This is a genomic window from Aquisphaera insulae (assembly GCF_011064615.1).
Lineage (GTDB): Bacteria > Planctomycetota > Planctomycetia > Isosphaerales > Isosphaeraceae > Aquisphaera > Aquisphaera insulae.
This window is the reverse complement of sequence record NZ_JAALJH010000001.1, coordinates 145,898-169,140: the sequence shown is the minus strand read 5'-3', so window position 1 is coordinate 169,140 and position 23,243 is coordinate 145,898. Positions and strand designations below refer to the sequence as shown.

The 23,243-nt window shown below is 68.6% G+C and carries 12 protein-coding genes; 3 read left to right on the top strand and 9 right to left on the bottom strand.

Translation table 11 applies throughout. The features are described 5' to 3' along the window. The 7 genes from def to G6O54_RS00545 form a co-directional block, all read right to left on the bottom strand. Nucleotides 1-615 carry a peptide deformylase gene (gene def, locus G6O54_RS00575; RefSeq protein ID WP_165219155.1) on the bottom strand — a complete coding sequence of 205 codons (615 nt, stop codon included), beginning with the start codon at nt 613-615 and terminating at the stop codon, nt 1-3. A gap of 111 nt (nt 616-726) precedes the next feature. Further along, nucleotides 727-3,069 carry a DUF4340 domain-containing protein gene (locus G6O54_RS00570; protein ID WP_165219153.1) on the bottom strand — a complete coding sequence of 781 codons (2,343 nt, stop codon included), beginning with the start codon at nt 3,067-3,069 and terminating at the stop codon, nt 727-729. Between the two features lie 74 nt (nt 3,070-3,143). Continuing rightward, on the bottom strand, nt 3,144-4,952 hold the full coding sequence (locus tag G6O54_RS00565) for a Gldg family protein (protein WP_165219151.1): 1,809 nt from the start codon (nt 4,950-4,952) through the stop codon (nt 3,144-3,146). Between the two features lie 75 nt (nt 4,953-5,027). Next, nucleotides 5,028-5,795: an ABC transporter permease gene (locus G6O54_RS00560; RefSeq protein ID WP_250846639.1), complete on the bottom strand. Its 768-nt coding sequence runs from the start codon at nt 5,793-5,795 to the stop codon at nt 5,028-5,030. Next, the gene (locus tag G6O54_RS00555; RefSeq protein WP_250846638.1) at nt 5,792-6,727 is read right to left on the bottom strand and encodes an ABC transporter ATP-binding protein; all 936 of its coding nucleotides are present in this window, start codon (nt 6,725-6,727) and stop codon (nt 5,792-5,794) included. The genes G6O54_RS00560 and G6O54_RS00555 overlap by 4 nt, the downstream gene beginning before the upstream one ends. Nucleotides 6,728-6,967: 240 nt before the next feature. Then, nucleotides 6,968-8,035, bottom strand: a complete 1,068-nt coding sequence (locus G6O54_RS00550; RefSeq protein ID WP_165219149.1) for an anti-sigma factor family protein — start codon at nt 8,033-8,035, stop codon at nt 6,968-6,970. Nucleotides 8,036-8,161: 126 nt separating this feature from the next. Further along, on the bottom strand, nt 8,162-8,749 hold the full coding sequence (locus G6O54_RS00545; protein WP_250846637.1) for a sigma-70 family RNA polymerase sigma factor: 588 nt from the start codon (nt 8,747-8,749) through the stop codon (nt 8,162-8,164). A 613-nt stretch (nt 8,750-9,362) separates the two neighbouring features. Here G6O54_RS00545 and G6O54_RS00540 point away from each other — a divergent pair. Beyond that, a complete protein-coding gene (locus G6O54_RS00540) occupies nt 9,363-14,033 on the top strand; it encodes a dockerin type I domain-containing protein (protein ID WP_165219147.1) in 4,671 nt (1,556 codons plus the stop codon). Between the two features lie 351 nt (nt 14,034-14,384). Beyond that, nucleotides 14,385-17,864 (top strand): MFS transporter, encoded by a 3,480-nt coding sequence (locus G6O54_RS00535; RefSeq protein ID WP_165219145.1) that lies wholly within the window; start codon nt 14,385-14,387, stop codon nt 17,862-17,864. Between the two features lie 14 nt (nt 17,865-17,878). Here the strand turns inward: G6O54_RS00535 and G6O54_RS00530 are convergent, their stop codons facing one another. Then, nucleotides 17,879-18,268 (bottom strand): hypothetical protein, encoded by a 390-nt coding sequence (locus G6O54_RS00530; RefSeq protein WP_165219143.1) that lies wholly within the window; start codon nt 18,266-18,268, stop codon nt 17,879-17,881. Between the two features lie 206 nt (nt 18,269-18,474). On the opposite strand from G6O54_RS00530, the gene G6O54_RS00525 reads away from it, so the two are divergent. After that, nucleotides 18,475-21,453: a HEAT repeat domain-containing protein gene (locus G6O54_RS00525; protein ID WP_165219141.1), complete on the top strand. Its 2,979-nt coding sequence runs from the start codon at nt 18,475-18,477 to the stop codon at nt 21,451-21,453. Here the strand turns inward: G6O54_RS00525 and G6O54_RS00520 are convergent, their stop codons facing one another. Next, the gene (locus G6O54_RS00520) at nt 21,454-23,226 is read right to left on the bottom strand and encodes an autotransporter outer membrane beta-barrel domain-containing protein (protein WP_165219139.1); all 1,773 of its coding nucleotides are present in this window, start codon (nt 23,224-23,226) and stop codon (nt 21,454-21,456) included. Nucleotides 23,227-23,243: the final 17 nt, after the last annotated feature.

Sequence of the window (23,243 nt, the reverse complement as noted above, 5' to 3'; positions counted from 1 at the left end):
TCAGGCCGAGGTCGCGTTCGCCTCGAAGGGGGCCGACGAGGGCCGCTCCATGGCGTCGAGGATCTTGCCGATCTCGGCGTCGCCGGGGATCTCGCCGACGGACTGGGCCTGCAGGTAGCGGGCCTCGAATTCCCTCAGCTTGTCCTTGATCCCGTGCTTGGCCAGCAGGCTCAGGTGGTCGATGAACAGCTTGCCGTCGAGGTGGTCGATCTCGTGCTGGGCGGCCCGGCTGAAGAGGTCCTCGGCGTCGTGCGTGACCAGCTCGCCGCGGAGGTCGTACGCCTGGAGCTTGATCTTCCTCGCCCTCCGGACGTCGCCGTGAATGCCCGGGAGGCTCAGGCAGCCCTCCTCGTCCTCGATCGACGAATGCCGCTTGATGATCTCCGGGTTGATGAAGACGAGCTCCTTGTCCTTCTGCTCCGGGTCCGCCGTCACGTTCAGCACGAAGAGGCGGAAGGGGAGGCCGACCTGATTGGCCGCGAGCCCCACCCCACGGGCCTCATACATGAGGTCGAACATCTCCCGGACGATGCCTCGGAGGGAGTCGTCGATCTCGGTCAGCGGCCGAGAGGTATAGCGGAGGACGGGGTGGGGATAATGGACGATGCGCAGCACGATGCGGGCTCCCGGGCGAAGGATCGAGGATCGGTCGATTGTACGCGAGCCGGGCCGCCCCGTGCCAGCTTTCCAGCCCGGTGCTGCCGCATGCCCGTCCGGTCTCTGGTCTCAGGGGGCGAACGGCTGACGAGGCAGCTCCTCGCCGGATGTCAGGGAGCCGATGAGTGCGTCCCAGGCCGCGGCCGGCAGGGTGAAGACGGCGCCCGAGGCCGAACGGCCGGCCGCGGCGGCCACGAGCGTGCCGTCGGTGCCCCCCAGTCGGAGGATCTCTGGCGGCCGGTCCGGATCGCCCGCGAGCTCGATCTCGAGGCGTGGGCGGGCCAGGCCGGTGGACTCGGGGATCGGCCCTCCGTACTGGAGGAAATGCTGCGCTTGCAATCGGGAGACCTGCGCCACCAGGTCGTTGAACCGCGAGAGATCGATGCCACGCATGTCCGTCCCCGGCTCCGGCGACCAGTCGGTTGCGTCTCCCTTCGGGGTCGCCCGGCGCGTGAAGGCCAGGGTCCGGCCTCGGCTCCGGAAGACCAGGCGGCGGACGCTGGCGGCCGAGGTCGAGAAGATCGCGGTCTCGTGGAGCTCGACCCCGAGGGTCTCGATGGCCGCGGCGGGAAGGACGAAGACGAATGGCTGTCCTTCCAGCGACGCGTAGCGGGCCCCGGCCTTCCCCGCGGCCTCCTTGCCGATGTTCAGCCGGCCGGACCGGCCGATGGAGCTCCCGGTGGGTCCCCCGGCGGCGGCCTTTCCCGCCGGCGCCGGCGGGGCGGGATCCACCTCCCAGGTGAGCGACATGGCCGGCGGATCGAGCCCATAGCTGGCCGCGGCCTGGATGTCGCCGACGAAATCCTCGGCATGCAGGTCCGACAGCAGGCCGAGGATCTTGGTCACGCCCCGGACGTCCGCGCGGGCCTTCACCGGGGCGAGCATCCTCCACTGGTTCGGCTCGGTCGCGGACCGATCGGGCTCCACCACGGCGGTCAGGCCCGGCCGAGAGACCGTGAGCCTGCTGACGCTCGCCGGGCTGATGGCCACCAGCGAGCGGTCGCGGAACGCGAACCGACTTCGCGGGAGCCTGTCGAGGAGGGCATCGGGAAGGACGAGGATCACGCGGTCGCCCTCCAACCGGCCGTAGATCGCCTTCCTCAGCACGTCGTGGCGGCCGACCTGCAAGGAGAGGGCCGGCGCCGCGTCGATGGGTTGATCCGACCCCTTCGAGGACTTCTCCGGCCCCCAGAGCCTGATCGACATGGTCGGCGGAACGAGATCCGCCCGGAGGCCCTTGTCCGGTGGCAGGAACTCGCTGGACTGAAGGCTCGCCAGTTGGTTCAGCATCGACTGCACCGCGAAGTTGTCCGCCTTCTCCGCCTCCGGCGAGAGGGCCTGCCAGCCGTCACCCTTCCGCTCGAGACGAAACGTGGTGCCGAGGCCGTCGATCTGAATCTTGCGGATCGAGGCCGGATTGAAGTCGGCGACCGCCTGGCTTCGGAGCGCCGTGTCATCCGTCGGGATCTCGCCCAGGAAGCGGTCGGACACCTCCACGACGTCGTCCTGATCGCCTCGTCGGACGTAGACCCGGCCCTCTGCGCCGGGCACCCGCTTGCCGACCTCCAGGACGATCGGGCCGCCGGCCTGCTCGGGGGCCCCGATCTCGACGATGGCCTGCGGATGGTCCAGCCCGTACGGGGAGAAGTCCTTGACCCCGTCGGCGACGAAGCCCTTGTCGCCGAGGGCCCGAACCGCGGAAAGTGCGGCGAGGAGGCTCTCGATCTTCGGTCCGTTCGCCGGCAGGCGGATTGGGGTCGTCAGGGTCCAGCGGCCCGCGGCGGAGCGTTCCGCCCGGATCGTCGCGTCGCCCCTCGTGACCCGCAGGCTGCTCGCCTGGAAGGTCGGCGTGGGCACGAGGTTGACCTCGCGCCAGGATCCGACCGGACGATCTAGGGAGGCCGCGAGCTTGCCGTCGATGACGTCGATCTCGCCGCCTCCGACCGGGCGAACGTAGGTGACCCCTCGCACCGTCCGGCCCAGCTCGAGAGCGGCCAGCGGGCCATCGCCGTTCCCCGGTTCCCCGAAGACGCGGACGACGGCCGAGGGAGGGGCCAGGCCGTATGATTCCGCTGGACCCGGGACGGCCCCGGCATCCGGCGACCGCCGCAGATCCTTGAGGCTCCGGATCAGCGACTCGACGGCGGCCGGCTCGGCGGCGACGTCGAGCGGCCCGGTCATCTGCCAGTGGACGTTCCCCCGGCGTTCAAGGCTCAGCTTCTGGCCCTCGCGGTCGATCTCGATCCGACGGATCGTGAGCTCGCCGGCATCGGCCAGCTTCGGCAGGATGCGCTGCTGGCGGGCGCGCCGATCGGCCTCGGTGGGCACCCCCGCGGAGTCGAGCCACCACAGCCCGAGGAGGCCGGAGAAGAAGAGGACCATCAGGATAATCGTCGGGCGGACCTGTTTCATGGCGGACCTGAGGGCGAGGACGTTTGCTGGCTCCCCGAAGCGACCGGGCGGCAAGGGCGAAGAGGCGCGTCCACTCACTCGCGCCGGGACACGTAGACGATCGTGCCCACGGCCAGGACTCCGAGGATCGACATCACCGTCGGCACCAGGATCAGGCGACTCCGCAGCGCCGGGTCGGCCCTGAGGGTCAATGCCGTGTGAGTGCTCGGGGTGATGCCGATCGCGTCCGGCCGGCCGCGAAGCCAGCTCGCCGCGCTCATCAGGAGATCCATGTTGGCCGGGGCGATCGCCTTGACGAAGTTCGCGCCCATCGTGCCGGAGGAGAAGAGCACGAGACGGGGCCTCGGCGCGGCCGTGCTTCGTTCCGCCCCCGGCGTCGCGGTCGCCGCCCGATCCTGGACGGCGACGCCCACGATGATCGGCCCGACCTCATCGGCCACCTTGTCGATCTGGGGCCGAGGATTCGAGAGGTCCGTCTCCGCCCATGACTGCGGCCCGGTCCGGAGGATGACCGTCGGGATGAGGTTGGGGTTCTCCGGGGCCGAGGCCGCCTTCCCCTGTCCGCCGAGCCCCAGGACGTGGATCGGCGCCGCGTAGGGCAGGAGGATGGCCCGATTCGGCGGGATGGCATCGGCGATCGGCTGGCCCTGGGTCCCGCGGGGCGAGGCGAAGACGAACTGGAGGTTGGAATTGAAGTTGTGCGTCGGGTCGATGACCATGCCACGCCCGAGCTCGAGATTGAACGACTTGAGCAGTTCGTCCAGCCCGACCGGCTCGAGGTTCCCCACCAGCGCCAGGATCGGACCGCCACGATCGGCATAAGCCTTCAGCTTCGCGACCTCCTCGGGGCGGAAGGGGTCCTTGGGGCCCGCGACAATCATCAGGGCGAGGTCGTCCGGCACCGGATCGCGCTGCAGGTTGAGCTCCACGACCTCGCACCCGACCGAGGCCAGCCGGCCCCGCCAGAGGCCGATACCGGGCCCGTTCGGATTGACGTCCACGGAAGAAGGCTCGCCGTGACCGATCGTGAAGGCGACCTTCGATTTCTTCCCCTCGCCGAGGCGAATCAGCGCCGAGGTGATGGCGTCCTCGCCCCGAAACGTCGTCTCGAAGCGATCCGAGTCGGGGCGGGCCGACTCGGGGGACGCCAGGGCGAACAGGTCCTGATTGGCGACCACGGAATACTCGGCGTCCTTGCCCTCGCCGTATTCGATCAGCACGCCCCCACCGCGGAGTACGGCCAGGTCGGGGGCCCGTCGGGCCATGTCCTCGGCGCGTGCGATCTCGGTGTAGGGGTTCAGGTTCTCGATCCGGACCCGGCCATCGCCGGCAGCCCGGTAGAGATCCAGGAGCTGATAGATCCGCTCGAGCTGCCGGACGGCCTGGGCCCCGCCCCCGTAGACCAGGTGGAAGGTCAGGGGGCGGTCGAGCCGCCGGAGCTGATTGAGAGAGAGCGAGGAAAGCGAAAACGTCCGCTCGCGGGTCATGTCGATGGCCCGGCTGCCGTAGCGAAACGCCGCCACGTTCATGACGGCGAGGACGCCGGCGAGCAGGCCGGCGTTCAGCAGGGTGGCCGAGATCTCGGCGGCCCGGCCCAGGACGGGGCTCGCGTGACGGTAGCGTCGAGCCACGACGATCAGCCGGAAGGCCAGCCCCGTGCCCGCGGCCATGACCGGGATGGCCGGCAGGATCCCGGCGGTAAACGCCATCAAGGCCCCGAGGACGAGTGCCACCAGGCCTCCCGCCAGGCCGGCGATGAGGAGATCGCGGCGGCGGGCGGGCATCGCCCCGGGCTCGTCCTCCACGATCGACATGCCCGGTGCCGCGCCGCGGAGGGTCCAGTAGAGCGCCAGGAATGCCGCAACTCCCAGTCCGAGAATCACGGCTTGGGGCCGTCCCATCAGTGTCCAGAGGCTCTGCAGCATCGGCACAAACACCCCACTACGTCGCGCCCCGGATCAGCGCCGGCGACGGGACTCGAGCACCTTGACCGTCAGGAAGAGGGCCAGCACGCTGACCGAGAGATGCACCGCGATCGCCCTCAGGTCGAGCTGGCCCCGGCCGAAGGAGACGACCTGCAGGTAGACCGACAGGGACCTTGCGACCTCGGCCCACCCCGAACCACCTCCCGCCGCATACGACGACAGCAGGAGCGTCAGCACGACCGACAGGAAGAGCGCCACGAACGTCCAGACCGCGGCGACGAGCTGGTTCTTGGTGAGCGAGCTGAAGAGGACGCCCACGGCCACGAACATCATGCCCATCGTCGTCAGGCCGATCCCCAGGCTGAGCAGCGGGCCGAGGTCGAATTGGTAGCCCGCCTGGAAATACAGGAAGGGCAGATAGAGAGCGAATGGGGCCAGCAAGGCGAGGTACATCAGGACCCCCGCCAGCCACTTCGAGACGGCGACCTCGGCCTCGGTGATCGGGAGCGTCAGCAGCGTCTCGATCGTCCCCGACCGTCGTTCCTCCGCGATCAGCCGCATGGTCAAGAGCGGGACCGCCACCAGCACGGCGAACCAGAAGAGGGGGCTGGAGGAGACGTAGGCCGTCATCGGATCGCGGAGGATCGACAGCTCCTTCTGGGGCAGGCTCAACGACTCCACGAGCTCCCAGAAGTTGAGGAACGCGATGAACTGGAAGGCCAGGATGACCAGGTAGGCCATCGGCCCCAGGAAGAAAGCCCCGATCTCTCGGCCCAGGAGCGTGGGGATGTGTCGCATCATCGCGTCGCCTCAACTTCCGAGGACGCGGCCGAGTCTCCCGTGACCGCCTCCACGAATCGCTCCTCCAGGGTGCTCCGCCGGAGCTCGAGTGCCCGGATCGGCCAGCCCGCCGCCGCGACCTTGCGGGCGACGACCTCGCGGACATCGACTCCGTCAGTCGCCTGGACTTCGAAGCCGGCGAACTCCCCATCCGAGGAGATGAAGCGGGCATTCCGGACCCCCCGCACCGACTGGACCGCGGCCAGGATGGCCTCCGAGGGCCCGCGGGCCTCGATGAAGACGGCGGGGCCTCGCCTCAGGTGCTCGAGGCTGTCGTCCACCGCAATCCGCCCGCCGGCGATGATGATCGCGCGGGAGCAGACCGCTTCCACCTCGGACATGATGTGGGTGGAGAGGAGGACGGTATGCCGATCGCCGAGCTCCCGGATCAGGCTCCGGACCTCGCGGATCTGGATCGGGTCGAGGCCGGAGGTCGGCTCGTCCAGGATCAGGACGTCCGGATTGTGGAGGAGCGACTCCGCCAGCCCGACTCGCTGCCGATAACCGCGCGAGAGGTGGCCGATGATCCGGTCCTCCACGTCCCCCAGGCGGCAGCGGGTGATCGATTCGCTGATCGCGATCCGCCGGCGGCCGCGGGGCACGTCCTTGAGTCGTGCGCGGTAACCGAGATACTCGCGGACCCGCATCTCCCCGTAGAGGGGGACGCTCTCCGGCAAGTAGCCCACGGCCTTGCGCACCTCCAGGGGCTCGTCCAGGACGTCACGACCGGCGATCGTCGCCCGCCCGCTCGTCGGGGCGAGGTAGGTCGTCAGGATTCGCATCGTGGTGGTCTTGCCGGCCCCGTTGGGCCCCAGCAGGCCGACCACCTCTCCCCGCCCGACGGCGAAGGTGATCCGATCGATCGCCCTCACCGTGCCATATGTCTTGGTCAATTGCTCGACGGCTATCATGGGTCCGCGCACGGTGTGAATCGATGGGCCGGGCTCGCCGGCCGGCCGAGGCCGTGGACGGCCCCGACTCGGGCGCCCGGTCGGCCTGCCTGGGCGGCCACTAATCTTACCGCAATTCTCGAGGCCGTGACGAACACGGCGGAGAAAGTGACGACCGGCCGCCGGGTAGGGCGGCGGGGCTGGACCGCCTCCCACGGGGGCGGGACGGCCGGCCGGATGCCGTCATCCCTCCCCGGGCCGCTCGATCCAGACGAGCACGACGCTGGGGTGGTCGTCGAGCGGAGGGCCGTCGGCGATGGGCGGGATCGGCGAGGCCGGGGCACCCGCCTTGCGACGATCGGCCGCGGGGGAGCTGCGTTCCTGCTCCGGAGTCGGCTGGAGGTCCCCCGGGGTCCGGAGGGACATCGAGGCCGTCGGGAAGGAAATCACCCCCGCACCCCGCGCGGGCAGGCAGACGACCTGTCCGACATCCGCGATGTGCATGGCCAACGAGGGCCCGATTTCGGCATCCTTCATCGCCGCCCCGAATTCGCCCTCGAGGCCGCGACGCAGGGGGTCGAGCTCGACCTCGTCGAGGACCACCGCGAAGACGACGGCCTCGCCGGGGTGGAGGGGGTCGATGACGATCCCCTGGGAGATCGTGACCTTGAAGTAGTCACGCCGCGAGGATTGCTCCACCAGGGACTCGACGCGGGCCTCGGCCTCTCCGCCGATCCGATCGGTGATGAGGAAGACACGCCGCAGGCTCAGGTCATCCATGACCGATCGCAGCCTTTCGCGGTCGAGTGGAGACTCGAGGGCCGGCACGGCCCGAGCCACGGCCTCGCCGGATCGCGCGGATGGGAGGGCCTTCGCGATCGGAGCCGCCGAGATCGGCGCGGGGATCGTGGGCGGACCGCCCGCGGGGGCGATGGAAGCGGCCTCGATGCCCGCCGGGATCGGTCGCATCTGGCGCCTCCAAGGGGCCGGCCCGTGAACCAGCGCGGCGACCAGCAACGACGCGGCCGTCGAGGCCGCAACCCCCGTGGCGACCCACGCGCCCCGCCGGCCCCGCCACCACCGTCGGTCGCCGGCTCGTCCGCGGAGACTCGCGAGGACCGGGGCGGAGATGTCCGGGGAGGGAGTCCTGGGGAGTTCGGCGACGAGGTCGGAGACGGCGCGGAGCTCTCGGAGCGCCTCCGCGAGGCGGTGGTCGTCGGCGATCGCCGTCTCAACCCTGCGGGCGTCCTCATCTCGGAGCTCGCCGTCCAGGTAGGCGCTCAGGAGTTCTTCATCGACTCGGCTCAGCATGATCGGGCCATGGGTTGAGGGTTTGGCGGCCGTCGGCCGACGAGGTCCGGCAGGGACATCATTTCGTTCACCTGGACTCCGATTCGATCGCCGTGGTTCATCAAGGATCAAGTGGACGTCCTCGGATCATCCCCCATCACGACGGGCCGACGGGGAGGGACTCGCGCCGGCCCGCGCCGGTCCGCCGACGTCGGCCAGCCCGGGGGCGGCTGCCGCCTGTTCCTCGACGAGCGGGCGGAGCCGCTCTCGCAGTTCGCAGCGCGCCCGGTGGAGGCGGCTCCTGACGGTACCGACCGGGATGTCGAGGAGGTCGGCGATCTCCTCGTAACGGCGGCCATCGAAGTCCTTGAGGACCACGACCGCGCGATGATCCGGGGCCAGGGCCTTCAAGGCTGCCTCCACGAGCGCCTCCCGTTCGCGATGCTCGAGCGCGAAGCCGGGGTCGGTCCCCGGCGAATCGTCGACCGGGTCGACGACCGGCGAGAGGGGGATCGCCTCGACCCGGTCCTTCCCCCGCCGACGCCTCCGCCGGGCGCTCAGCGCCAGGTTGATCGAGATCCGGTAAATCCAAGTATAGAAGGAACTTTCGCCGTGGAACTGGTCGAGCTTTTCGAAGGCTCGGATGAATGCGTCCTGGAGGACATCCTGGGCATTCTCCGGCGAGCCCGTCAGGCGGACCAGCGTCGGGTAGAGCCGATCTTGGTAGCGACGCACGAGGATCCCGAACGCCTCGGTGTCTCCTCCGCGGCATGCTTGTACGAGGGCCTGATCGTCGTGGCGCCCGGTCATCATGTCCTTGGACGCATCCCTTAGCCGGCGAGTTCCAGGAAAAATCGACCGGGCGGCCAGCGTCGGTCGATCGCGAGGGCGAGGGGCGTGCCGCCCCACGAGCCGCCGGCCGGGGCGGGGCGACCACCCCCGGCCTCGAATGTGGCTCCCCCATTGTAGGCAGCGGGCCGCCCCCGTGCCGAGCCCCCGCCCGCGGGCATCGCCACGCCATGAGCGGGGCATCGACGGAAGTTGACATGAATGAATCGATATTCTTGCCGGCCGCGGGAAAATCCCTTGAAGCCGCGACGCCGCCCACTATAGAATCGTCGGCCATGCGTCATATCTGAGTATGTTCGCATAACTTATTGACGCCAAGTTTGCACGCAAGGCTGTGTGGCTCTCACGTTGACGTACCCCGCGTGCGTTCGCATCGCATCCAGGTAAGCCTGCGACCCTAGCGGGACAACGCCACTGGCCTCGACCCCCTCTTCGGTGTTGCGCGCGGGCCTCGGGGCCCGTTCGACGATGATGTTCAATCCATGCGGGAGCACCCCCGATGAAGCGACGATCCGCTCGCAGGTTCCGGCCTGCACTCGACGTGATGGAACCGCGCCTGGTGATGAGCACGATGGGAGTGAACCTGAAAGGGCAGCCGAACTGGTGGGCGGACAACGTCTGGGTCGATATCCGCCATTCGCTCGGCGCCTGGCAGAACCTCTCTAACCCCTCGACCCTGGTGACGAACCTCACTCCCAAGGGCTACCCGCTCTCGCCGGCCATCACCACCGTGATCCTCCAGGGCATCTCCAACGGCGTCTTCCCGGTGAGCTATTCCGGCAAGGCGACGCTCGAGTTCTCCGGGGCCGCCAAGCTGTCGACGCCGTTCACGCTCGGGGCCGACGGGCTCTACCACGGGGCCATAACCGTCGACACCACGGCCACCAAGCAGCTCTTCGTCACGGCCTCCGGCCAGGACCCCAGCAACCCCTTCGGCGACCTCCGGATCATCCAGCCCGGCTACGGCACGGCCCCCACCCAGGACTTCACCGATGCTTACCTGAAGACCCTCCAGCCCTTCTCGTACCTGCGCTTCGTCGAGATGGACGGGGGCACCAACAGCACGCTGTCGACCTGGGCGGGCCGCGTCCAGCCCGACGCGTTCCTCAACACGACCGTCAATGGCATTCCCTATGAATTGATGATCGAGCTGTGCAATCTTACTCACAAGGACATGTGGATCAACGTCCCGGCGATGGCGACCGACGATTACATCGCCAACCTCGCGAGCCTCCTCAAGAGCCAGCTCGACCCGTCCCTGAACGTCTACGTGGAATACAGCAACGAGACGTGGAACACCGCCTTCTCGGAGTACAACCAGGTCCTGGCCGCCTCGAAATCGAACCCCCTGGTCACCCAGGGTAATTCAACGCTGGCGGTGGCCCAGCAGTCGGCGTTCATGGTCAAGAAGATCGGCGACGCATTCCGGTCGGCGTTCGGTGCCGACGCCGCGAGGGTCAAGCCGGTCCTCGCGGGGTTCTACACCGTCACCGAATACAACGAGACCATGCTCAGCTTCCTCAAGGCCAATTACGGCGACCCGAGCAAGTACATCGTCGGGCTCGCCGTCGCCCCCTACGTCACGGTCAGCCCGGGGGACTCGCCGACCGGCATGTCGCCGGACGCGTACATCGCCTCGATTTACAACTCGATGGACTCGTACGTCATCCCCATCCTCGCCAAGAACGCCTCCATCGCCGCCAGTTACAACCTGCCGCTCATGTCGTACGAGGCGGGCTTCAACGGCTATTTCAGCGGCAGCACCGCCACCGCCCTCTTCAACACCGTCGAGACCGATCCCAGGATGTACGACGTGATGAAGAAGCTGCTCCAGGCCTGGAGCAGTCAGACCTCGATGCCGCTGACCTATTACGGGGTGTCCGGGGACTTCTGGGGGCTGAAGGAATACGTCAACGATCCGGGCAGCCACCGCTGGGACGCGGCGATGAGCTACATCCTCCCCCCCGGGGACGCCGACTACGACGGCACCGTCACGACGGCAGACCTGGCGATCGTCAAGGCGAACATGGGCCGCCAGGGCGCCTGGTGGAGCCAGGGCGATTTCAACCATGACGGGATCGTCAACGCCGACGACCTGGCCATCGTGAGCGCCGCGCTCGGGGTCTCGATGCCGTTTCGATTCCTCGGCAACAACGTCGCCACCAGCGGCAACTGGCAGGGGACCTACGGCGGTGACGGCTATGTCATCCCCGGCGGCCCGTCTTCAGTCCCGTCCTATGCGTCGGTGACCACCTCGAACGCCCTCCAGTACGTCTGGTCGACCAACACCTCGGATTCCAGGGCCCTCGCCTCCACCGGCTCGACGAGCGGGACCAGGATGGCCTCCACCTGGTACAACCCCACGACCTTCAGCATCGACGTCAAGATCACCGACGGCCAGTCGCACGCCGTCTCCCTCTACTTCCTCGACTGGGACAACAATGGCCGCGCCGAGAAGGTCCAGGCGGTCGATCCCGCGACCGGCGCGACCCTCGACCTCCGGTCCGTCTCCGCGTACGGGGGCGGCAGTTACCTGACCTGGAATGTCTCCGGCGCGGTCCGCTTCATCGTCACCAGGACGGCCGGCGTGAACGCCACGGTCAGCGGCGTCCTCTTCGGCTACAATCCCCCCCAGCCCGCCGCGGCCACGCGAACCCTCACCGATACCCTCAACCAGGGGAACTGGAAGGCCATCTACGGCACGGAAGGCTACCTCATCCCCAACGGAGGGTCGTCCTTACCCGCCTACGCCTCCGTGTCGGTCACGGGGGGGAGCCCCCTGACCTGGGCATCCAGCACGTCGGACGTTCGGGCCCTCACCGCGGCGAACACGACCGTCGGCGCCAGGCTCGCCTCCGCATGGAGCGGGAGCAAATTGACCTTCGACGTCAACATCAAGGACGGCAAGACCCACGCACTCTCGCTCTACTTCCTGGACTGGGATACCAAGGCGAGATGGCAGCAGATCCAGGTGACCGACGCCAGGACGGGGGCCGTCCTGGATACCGCCTCGGTCTCCGCGTTCAACGGGGGTGCCTACCTGAGTTGGAACGTCTCGGGGCCCGTGCGGATCGTGGTCTCGCGCTCCACCGGCACCAGCGCCGTCGTCAGCGGGCTCTTCTTCGGCATCAACGCACCCCCTGCCTCCTCGGCGAGCCTCGTCTCGACCAATAGCACGGCCCAGGGCAACTGGCAGGGCGTCGTCGGACGCGACGGCTACGTGCTCGCCAACGGTCCCGCCTCCATCCCGTCCTACGCCACGGTGACCACGACGGGCTCCTTTATTTACACCTATGCATCCAATACCGCCGACCCGCGGGGGCTCTCCGTCCCGGGCTCGACCACGAACGCCAGGCTTGCCGCCACCTGGTACAGCCCCACGACCTTCAGCATCAACGTGAACATCACGGACGGGCAGACTCATGCCATCTCGCTCTACGGCGTGGACTGGGACGCCAACGGCCGCGCCGAGCAGATCCAGGTGGTCGACGGCTACACCGGGGCCGTCCTCGACACGCAAAGCCTCTCGTCGTTCTACGGTGGGAAGTACCTGACCTGGAACGTCTCGGGCGCGGTTCGGTTCGTCGTCAGCAGGAGGGCGGGAGCCAACGGAGTCGTGAACGCGGTCTTCTTCGGCTCCAACGCCGACAAGCCCGCCACGGCGAGCTTCACCTCGACCAATACCACGGTGCAGGGCAACTGGCAGGGCAATTACGGGGCCGACGGGTATGTGATCCCGGGCGGCTCCAGCTCGGTGCCCGCTTACGCGAAGGTCACGCCGTTGAATTCTTCCGTGTACGCCTGGGCGACCAGCACCACGGACGTCCGGGCCCTGTCGGTGCCCGGAACGACGACCAGCTCCAGGATGGCCTCTTCCTGGTATAGCCCGACCAGCTTCGGGCTCGACGTCACCATCACCGATGGCGAGTCGCACCCCGTCTCCCTCTACCTGCTGGACTGGGACTCCCAGGGCCGCGCCGAGCAGATCCAGGTCATCGACGCCACGACCGGAACCATACTCGACACCCGGACCGCCGCTTCCTTCAGCGGGGGCTCCTACCTGACCTGGAACGTCTCCGGCCACGTCCGCTTCATGATCACGTGCACGGCGGGTATCGATGGCGTCGTCGGTGGTTTGTTCTTCGATGCTGCGGTTCGGGACGCCGCCACGGCGAGCTTCTCTTCGAGCAACACCACGGTGCAGGGCAACTGGCAGGGGAATTACGGTGACAATGGCTATTCCATCCCCGGCGGGTCCACCTCTCTCCCCTCATACGCCACCGTTTCGCCCTTCAACGCGTTACTGTACACCTGGGCGTCCAGCACCACCGACACCCGGGCGCTGACCAACCCGGGCTCGACCACCGGCACTCGAATGGCCTCGACCTGGTACAACATCGGTACCTTCGGGCTCGACGTCAAGATCACCGACGGCAAGTCGCACCCGGTCTCCCTGTACCTGCTGGACTGGGACTCCAGGGGCCGCGCCGAGCAGATCCAGGTCATCGACGCCACGACCGGAACCGTACTCGACACCCGGAGTGCCTCCTCATTCAAGGGGGGCACCTACATGACCTGGAACATCTCCGGCCACGTCAACTTCCTGATCACGGCAACGGCCGGAGGCAACGGCGTCGTGGGTGGGATCTTCTTCGACGGTCTGATCCGGACGACCGCCACGGCGAGCTTCACCTCGACCAACACCACGGTGCAGGGCAACTGGCAGGGAAATTACGGGGCCGACGGGTATGTCATCCCGGCCGGGACCACGTCGCTCCCGTCCTACGCCACCGTTACCCCCCAGAGTACTTACCTGTACACCTGGGCCTCCAGCACCACGGACACGCGGGCGTTGACCGTCCCGGGATCGACCACGGGCAGGCGGATGGCTTCGACCTGGTATAGTCCGACCAGCTTTGCCCTCGATGTCAATATCACCGACGGCCAGTCGCACTCCGTCTCCCTTTACCTCCTGGACTGGGACGCCAACGGCCGCGCCGAGCAGATCCAGGTCGTCGATGTGGCGACCGGGAACATCCTCGACAGCCGGACCGCCTCCTCCTTCAAGGGGGGCACCTATCTGACCTGGAACGTCTCCGGCCACGTCCGCTTCGTGATCACGAGGACGTCGGGCGTCAACAGCGTCGTCGGAGGCATCTTCTTCGGCTGATGCCGCTATCCCCCGTCGAGGTCCCCGCGATCGCCCTTGCGGCGGTCGCGGGGACCTTCTCCTCTCCATCCCGCCTTGCCTCCTCCCTCGCTTCCGACAGATCGACTGGCATTCCGCCGCAGCGGTTCTACATCAAGTAGAGTGCGGCACCTTGCGACGACTCATCCCGGACACGGGGCCGGTCGGCGCGATCGGGTTCCGTGGGGCACGCAAGATTGAGCGTCGACGGACGACCCGATCCGGGCTTGCCCCCTTTGCACGGGCGGTACATGCTACGAGCCAGTCGGTCGTGCCCCAACCCTCCTGGGGCGCCCGATCCTTCGAGCCGGTTGAACGAGGAGTGAGCCATCCATGATCGCCGAGGTCCACCCCGGCACCCCTCGCCGCGAGGGGCGCCCGTTGCTTCCGTTGTTAATTGCCCAGGCACTGGGTGCCTTCAATGACAATGCATGGAAGACGATCGTGGCCCTCCTCGCCGTCGGGGCGGCGGCCAGCGACACCGCGGGCCAGGAGAGCGCGGCGAAGGTCCAGGCGATGCTGCTGCTCCCCCTCATCCTCTTTTACCTCGTCGGCGGCGCGCTCGCGGACCGCTTCAGCAAGCGATCGGTGATCCTCGGGACGAAGGCCCTCGAGGTCGGGATCATGATCCTGGGGACGTACGCGCTCTGGCGTAACCCCGCCGGAGGAACCTTCGCCCTGGGCGTGCTCTTCGCCCTGGGGATTCAGGCGGCGCTCTTCGGCCCATCCAAGTACGGAATCCTCCCGGAGCTGCTCCCGCACGAGGAGCTCGCTGCGGGCAACGGGGTGCTCGAGATGTGGTCGAACCTGTCGATCATCGCCGGGACCGTGGCCGGTGGCGTGATCCTCGACGGACTCCGACATCAACCCTGGCTGGCGGGTCTCGGATTGACCGTGGTCTCGATCGCCGGACTGGCGGCGGCGATGGGGATCCCCCGGGTCCCCGCGGCGGGCGCCACGTCCGGCGAGATGGAGACGCTTCGGATCGGCTGGCGAGCCCTGAGGGGCGATCGGATCCTGAAGCTCGCGGTGGCGGGGCAGGTGATCGTCTGGTCGGTGGCCAGCATGGTGCCCGCCCCGATCCTCTCCTATTCGAAGCGCGTGCTCGGGCTGGACGACAAGTGGAACGGGCTGCCGCTCGCGGCGCTCGGGATCGGAATCGGCCTCGGGTCGCTGGCCGTCAGCCGGCTGTCCCGATCCAAGGTGGAATACGGCCTCATCCCCCTGGGGGCGATCGGACTGACCCTTTCCGCCCTGGCCTTCGGCCTCCTCGGCCCGGGCTTCCCCGGCACCCTGCTCATCCTGGCGCTCCTGGGCGCGTGTGCGGGGCTGGTCTTCGTGCCCCTCAATGCCCTGATCCAGTGGCGAGCACCCGGCCAGTCTCGCGGGGCGATCATCGCCGTCTCGAACGTCCTCGCGTGCATCGGGATGCTCGTCGGCACGGTCGCGGCGATGCTGCTGGCCAGGTGGGGGGTCTCACCCCAGGGGACGTTCCTGGGGGCCGCGGTCGGCCTGGCCGCCGGGACCATCTGGGCACTCTGGCTGATCCCGGACGCCTTCTTTCGGTTCATCCTGGTCCTCCTGGCCGGGACGCTCTACCGCCTGCGGATCGTCGGCGGCAACCACGTCCCGGAGCAAGGTCCGGCGCTCTTGACCCCGAACCACGTCTCGTTCGTCGACGGCCTCTTCCTGATCGCGTCGACGGATCGCCCCATCCGCTTCGTCGTCTTCGGGGACTATTTCAAGAGGCCGCTCCTGGGGCGCTTCCTCCGCGTCATGAAAGCGATCCCGATCAGCTCGAGCGGCGGCCCCAGGCAGATCCTCGAGGCCTTCCGCACCGCCGGTCGCGCCCTCGATGCGGGCGAGATCGTCTGCATCTTCCCCGAAGGTCAGATCACGCGGACCGGGATGACCCTCCCCTTCCAGCGCGGCATGGAGCGGATCGTCAAGGGTCGTGACGTGCCGATCATCCCGGTGCACATCGATCGCGCCAATTCGAGTCTGTTCAACCCCTTGAGCACGCGATGGATCCCCGAGCGGATCCCGCTGCCGATCACGATCTCCTTCGGAGAGCCGCTCCCCTCGACGGCGGGCGTCGAGGCGATCCGCGGCGCGATCGTCGAGATGTCCGAGCGAGCCTGGGAGTTCCGCCGCGAGGACCGGCACCCGCTCCATCACGGGTTCATCCGCCGGGCCCGCCGACATCCGATGCGACTCGCCGCCGTCGATCCGATGACGCCCGAGACCTCATTCCTCAAGCTGCTGACCGGAGCCGTCGCGCTGGCTCGCGCGCTCCGCCCGACGTGGGGGGATCAGGTCACCGTCGGAATCCTCCTGCCGACCAGCGTGGTCGGGATCATCGCCAACCTCGCGGCGACGATCTCGGGCCGCGTCGTCGTCAACCTGAATTTCACGGCCGGGGCCGCCGCCATGTCCTCCGCGGCCGAGCAGGCGGGGCTTGAGACCCTGCTGACCAGCCGCGCCTTCGTGCAGAAGGCCGGGCTCCCGCTGCCGGAAGGCGTGGACGTCATCTGGCTCGAAGACCTCCGGCCGCTCATCCGGACCGTGGACCGGCTGGCGGCGCTGGCACTCGCCCTGCTCGCGCCGATCCGACTGCTGGAAACGGCCGTCGGGGCCGTCCGCCACGCCTCGATCGACGATCCGGCCGCGATCATCTTCAGCAGCGGGAGCGAGGGAGATCCCAAGGGCGTCGTCCTCTCCCACTTCAACATCGACTCGAACGTCGAGGCCATCGGCCAGGCCTTCCAGATCCACGCGACGGACCGGATCATCGACGTGTTGCCCCTCTTCCATTCGTTCGGCTACATGCTCCTGTGGTTGGGCGCCTGCCGGGGCATGGGGCTCGTCTGCCACGTCAAGCCCCAGGAAGCCGACGTCGTGGGGATTCTCGTCGAGAAGTTCCGGGCGACGGTCCTCTTCGCCACGCCGGCCTTCCTGCACATCTACACGCGACGATGCTCCCCGGGGCAATTCGGGTCGCTGCGGATCGTGGTCTCCGGCGCCGACAAGCTGCCGGATTCCACCGCACGGGCGTTCGAGGAGACCTTCGGGCTCCGTCCGCTGGAAGGATACGGGGCGACGGAGTGCTCGCCGGTCATCGCGGTCAACGCGCTGGATTTCCGGGCCCCCGGGTTCTATCAGCCCGGAGCCAGGCGTGGGACCGTCGGCCAGCCGCTCCCCGGGGTGGCCGTCCGGATCGTCGCCGCCGATCAGATCGCCGATCGGGAGGACCTCGCGGGGATCGGTTCGATCCCGGCCTTGCCGCCGGATGTCGAGGGCATGGTCCTGGTCCGCGGGCCCAACGTGATGTCGGGCTATCTCAACCGAGCGGACCTGACCCGCAAGGCCCTGGGCGACGGCTGGTATGTCTCGGGCGACCTCGGCAAGCTCGATGTCGATGGCTTCCTGACGATCACCGGCCGGCTCTCCCGATTCTCGAAGATCGGGGGAGAGATGGTGCCCCATGGACGAGTCGAGGACGCCCTCAACGAGGCCGTCGGCACCAACGATCCGGTCTTCGCCGTGACGGCGGTCCCCGATGGTCGCAATGGCGACCGCCTGGCCGTCCTGTACACGACCACCGATGAGACGGTCAGCCGGGCGCTCGAGGGGCTGAAGTCGAGCGGGCTGCCGAATCTCTTCATCCCCCGGCGTGATCAGTTCGTCAAGGTCGACACGCTCCCGATGCTCGGCACCGGAAAGCTCGACCTCCGGGCCCTCAAGCGGATCGCCATGGAGGCCCTTCAGCATGTGTCGGGCGGCGGTCGGCCCGTCGTGGCGGCGGGCGCCTGATCGAGCCGGCGGGATCAACGCCCTCCGGTATCCCAACGAGCCATGAGCCGCACCAGGGCGGCCTCGGCGTTCTTCAGGCGCTCCTGGTCCTCGTGGTAGAGGGCCGCGGCCTCCAGGGGCATCCGGCGGATGGCGTCGGCCATCTGGTCCCGGGCGCCGAGCATCTGATGGTAGGCACGCTCGAAGGTCAGGCGGTTCGGCTGGTCGGCCTTGAGGGTCGCGAGCTTCCGGGCGACACCCGCGATTTTCTCGTCCCACGACTTCAACGCCGCGACGAGGGTGGGCTTCTCGCCGTAATGGGTGCGGGGCGGATAGGACGGGTTCTTGGGCGGGATCGCGGGGGCCGCGACACGAGGAACCTGGGCGTCCGTGGTCGTGGAGATCGGGGCAAGGGGGGACGACACGTCGGCGTCTCCTGCGTGCGTGCGCTTCGCGTTGAGGGAAATCGACCCGGCCGATAAGATGCGGACCTTCAGAATGAAGAAGGCGTGTATCCGCCGGCCGGATTCGACGATCAGACCTCATTCTGATCGAACGCCGGCCTCGTGGCCAGCCCAGCACCGGGGGCCCACGATCCCTTCGGCGACTTCTCCAGGGAAGGAGGCAGACCTTGCTTTTCATCCTGGCCTTCGCGATGGCCTCCGCAACCTTGCCGGCCGATCGGGCTTCGATCGTGGATCGTCCCCAGGCCGCGGACGGCTGGGTCATCGACGAGCAGCCCCTCAAGCCCGATCCCACCCACGCCAAGAATCCCGCGAGGCCGAAGCTGACCACGATCGCAACGGCTCCGGTCGGTGCCCTGACGCTGGGTCGATCGCTCGAGGGCCGTGGCTCGGTCTCCCTGCTTCGCGACGGTCGCATTCAACTCTTTGCCGAGGGCCTCGGCCCGGTTCACGGCCTCGAATGGGTGGACGACACGCTCATCGTGGTCCACGGCTCCACGCTCAGCCTCCTCGGGGATGTCGACGGCGATGCGCGGGCCGAGACGCGCGCGGACCTGCTGACTGGCCTTGCGCCCGACGCCGAGACCGGGCACGGTCCGTCGGCCGTCCGTTCCGGCCCGGATGGATACCTCTACATCGCGATCGGCGACCGAGGGATACCCCGGGCGGTCGGCAAGGACGGTCGGGTGATCCAGCTCCGGGGAGGTGGAGTCGTTCGCGTCCGTCCGGACGGCACCCACCTCGAGGTCGTCTCGACGGGCGAATATCGGCCCCGCTCGCTCGTCATCACGCCGGAAGGAGACGTGTTGACGCTCGGCCCGGCCGACCTTCGCGGCCGCTGGCCGGCGTCGCTCACGCATCACGTCTCCGGGGGGCACTTCGGCTATCCGTACCAGTTTCTGGCCGCCTCATTTCGCTGCCTCCGCCCCATCTCCGGCGAGCCCGGGGGGGCGGGGAACCAGGGCGTGTGCTATGCCGAGGACGGCCTGCCGGAGCGATTCCGCGGTAACCTCTTCTTCGCCGACCCCGTCCGCCAGTGCGTCCTCAGGGACGAGATCCGCAAGGCCGGCGGCTCCTTCGTCCTCAGGCAACGGACCTCGGTCGCCACCAAGGGTTTGCTTGACGACTTCCGTCCCATCGCCCTGGCCACCACCGCCGAGGGAGACGGGTTCTGGATTGCCGAGGAATCCGGCCGGATCCATCGCCTGACCTATACCGCCGCCGACGCCGTGCACCCCGGTCCCAGGCCGGCGCTCAACGACACGACCTCGCGAATACGTGCCCTCGATCACCCCGCCGTCTCCGTCCGCAGGGCCGCCTCCAGGGCGCTCGCTCGCGAAGGCGCAACGGCCATCCCCGCGCTCGTGGATCGATTGCGGGCCGGCGGGGCCGAACAGGGCCGGATCGAGGCCATCTGGGCCCTCGATGCGATCGATCGGTGCGAGGCCGGGGCGGCCATCGCCGGGGCGATCGCGGATCCTTCGCCGCTCGTCCGCATCCAGGCTGCGCGATCGTGCGGGAATCAGGCTCGCAAGGATGTCACTCCGGCCCTCATCGGCCAGCTATCGCACCGTGATCCGGCGGTCCGCCGCGAGGCTGCCATTGCCCTCGGCCGGATCGGCGACCGGTCGGCGATGTCGCCCCTGGTCGCCGCGGTCGGCGACCCGGATCGGTTCGCGGCCTGGTCCATCCGGGTCGCCATCCGTCGGCTCGGATATCCGGAGACGGCCGAACTGACCGAGGCGCTCCTCGACCCTCGGCGACGCGAGAACGCCCTCACGCTGGCGGATGAATCATGGTCCGTGCCGGCCGTCCAGGCCCTGGCGGCGGCGCTCGAACGCACGCCCGAACCGCAGGTCCGCGGCCAGATCATCGCCGACCTGGCCGCCCAGTATCGCAGGCCGGCCCCCTGGGACGGCTCGTGGTGGGGCCCCGACCCGCTCGCCGGCAAGCTGCCGAGGAAGACGGAGCCATGGGACGAACAGGGGATGGGCCGGATCGTCGCCGGCCTCCGGCGCGGGCTCGTCGATCCCGAGACCTCCGTCCGGCTGTCGTCGATCCTCGCCCTCGGGGAGGTCGGCCCGGCCGGCCTGGCGAGCCTTCGCCAGGCCCTCGTCGTGGAGAAGGACTCCAACAACCGCGCCGCGATCGTCGAGGCGATTGCCTCCCAGGACCGGACGCCGGACAGCGCCAAGGTCCTGGCCCGTCTGGCGGCCGATCCGAAGGAGGCGGAGCCCGTCCGATCGGCGGCAATCGACGGTCTGGCCGGAGTCAGACTCCCGGACGCCTTTCGCGCCCGCCTCGGCCTGGTCTATGCCCCGGACACGCCGCCCACGCTGATCGCACGGGTGCTGCCGTCGCTGACCCGTGACGGTGCCTTGCCGCTGAACGAGATTCCCGCCTTCTTCGAGCATCCAGCCCCGGCGGTGCGGGCCGCCGCCCTGCTCAGCCTGAACGTCAAGGATCCGGCCGCGGCGGGCCTGGCACCCGCCGTCCTTGCCCGCCTCGACGATCCGGCGAGCGAGGTCCGCGAGGCCGCGATGCTCTCCGCCGCCGCACTCCACCTGCGGGAGGCCATCCCGTCCCTGCTGAAGACCGCGGCCGATCCCGCGGCCGAGCTCCGGCCGCAGGCGATCCGAGCCCTCTGCCGGATGCCGGATCCCCGGGCCCTGGCCCTGTACAAGGAAGCGGAGTCGTCATCCGACCCCGCGCTACGACGCGCCGGGGCAGAGGCGCTGAAGGCCCTTGCCGCACCCCGCGATCCCGAGGTCGGCCGGACTTCCGCCCGCGAGGACGAGCGATCGGGTCGCGTCGGCTTCCTGACCCGTATCGCCCTCCGCCAGGCCGGCGATTCCCGCAAGGGTTCGGTCCTCTTCTTCGAGAATCGCGGTCTCGGCTGTGCGTCGTGCCATTCGATCGACGGCAAGGGTGCTGAACCCGGGCCCGGAAAAACCGACCTGACCAATCACCCTGCCCGCGGCGAGCGAGCCCGGATCATCGCGTCCGTGCTCGAACCGACGGGAGCCGTCGCCGCCGCTCATGCCGCCGTCACGAAGCAAGCCGTCACGCTTCGTCCCGCCGAGCTGACGGACCTCGTCCGCTTTCTGCACAAACGACCGGGCCCCACCGCGACCGAGATTCGCTAGTCAGCTCCCGCTCGAACCGAGCGGGACAGCCCCGCCATCGACTCCCAAGGTGTTGACCGCGAACACGCCCGCGTAGTCGTAGCTGTCCCCGTGAGTCGTCGACACGACGCCTCCGGTGACGGTCGCGGTGATCGTGCCGTTGGCCAGGACGTTGGCGTGGATGTCGGGATCGGTGGCCGTGTCCCAGACGGCCGTCGGCAGGAGGACGCCGCCGATCAGGGAGCGGATCGAATAGTTCTTGGTCGCAATGCCGCCGCCCAGGTCGGTCAGGCCGCCCGGCGCGTTGAAGTTGCTGAAACCGGCGGGGGGCGAGCCGGAGGTCCGCTCCGTGCCGCCGTAGGGGACGGAAGGGGGTAGCGAGCCGTCGCCGCCGTACGGGGCCACGCTCGCCGCCAGGACCGCGTCGATCAGGGTGCCATGGATCGCCAGGTTGTTGATCGACCCGTTGGCCACGTAGAGCCCCTGGTTGGGCGTGGCCCCGGCCTGCGGCGCCCGGCTCTTGCCGGCGATGATCCTCGTCGGATATCCGGTCGTCCCGCCGGTGGGGAACCCCGACTTGACGTCGCCGTCGACCGTGAAGCGGTTGATGCTGCTCGTCGCATCGATCTCCGAGTTATAGATGGCGATGACGCCGTCGGCCCCCACGGTGGTGTTGTTGATGGACACCCCCGCCGTGATGTAGCTGTTGAAGATGCCGTGGGGGACGTCGAGATTGTTGAGGTTCTTCCCCACATTGATGTTGGCGCCCTGGACGCCACCCTGGTTCGCCGTCCCGCCCTTGACCAGTAGGCCATTCAGGTTGAGGCCGACGCCCAGGTCCACGGCCGACGGCGAGCCCTGCCCGCGAAAGATCCCATTGACGGTCAGGCCGGTCAGGTCAATGCCGAGGTCGCCGCCCACCTGAACGCCGCTGCCGGTCGGATTCACGAGAAGGTCGCCGTTCACGTTCAACGCGGTTAGATTCCGGCCGACCGACAGGACTCCTCCGGTGTCGAGAGTCATCGTCCCCCCGATTTTGAGCGGGGCAAGCTGATCGCGGCCGATCGAGAAGAGGCCGTTATGCATCAGGGTCACATCCCCGTTCACCTCGATCTGCGCGGCGGAGTCCCTGCCGATGACGAATCGGCCGCCGTCGATCCGAACGATCTGTACGGTCATCGCGGGGCTGGCGGTGTCCGACGATTTGCTCTTGGACGCCCCGTTGGCATCTCCGGCGATGATGACGCGTCCGGTCGGGCCGAGATCGATCGTCCCGAGGTTCAGCGTCCCGACATCGCCCCCGATCTCGATCTGGGCCGCCCGCCCCAGCGCGCCGAAGGCCAGCGTATCCACCGAGGAGGTCAGCGGCGTGACCGCACCCTCGAGGTCGACGGCCTCGGCCTTGATCGAGCCGATGACGCCGGAGCGGATCTCGATGTTGCGGACCGGCATGAGGCCGGTGGACAGGTGGAAGCGCGGGCGGACCAGGCTGATATCGAGGCTCGAATCCGCCGACGTTCCGAGCACCTTGATGCTGAAGACCCCCTTGCCGGCCGGCACCGTCTTCACGACGCCCGGACCGTCGATCGAGATCGAGAAGACGCCGGTGCGGGTGGGGACGTGGCGTACGTGACTGAAGCCCGTGAACACGGCGAGCAGCCGACGATCCTCGAGGATCTCGATCGGCCTGGCGCCGAGACGACGATCGACTCGGGGGCGTCGAAGTCGAGCCCGGTTCGACCGACCGTCGGTCCCGCGCGCCCGCAACTCCCCCTGTCGCTCGATCTCGCTCATCGGTTCGGCTCCGTCAC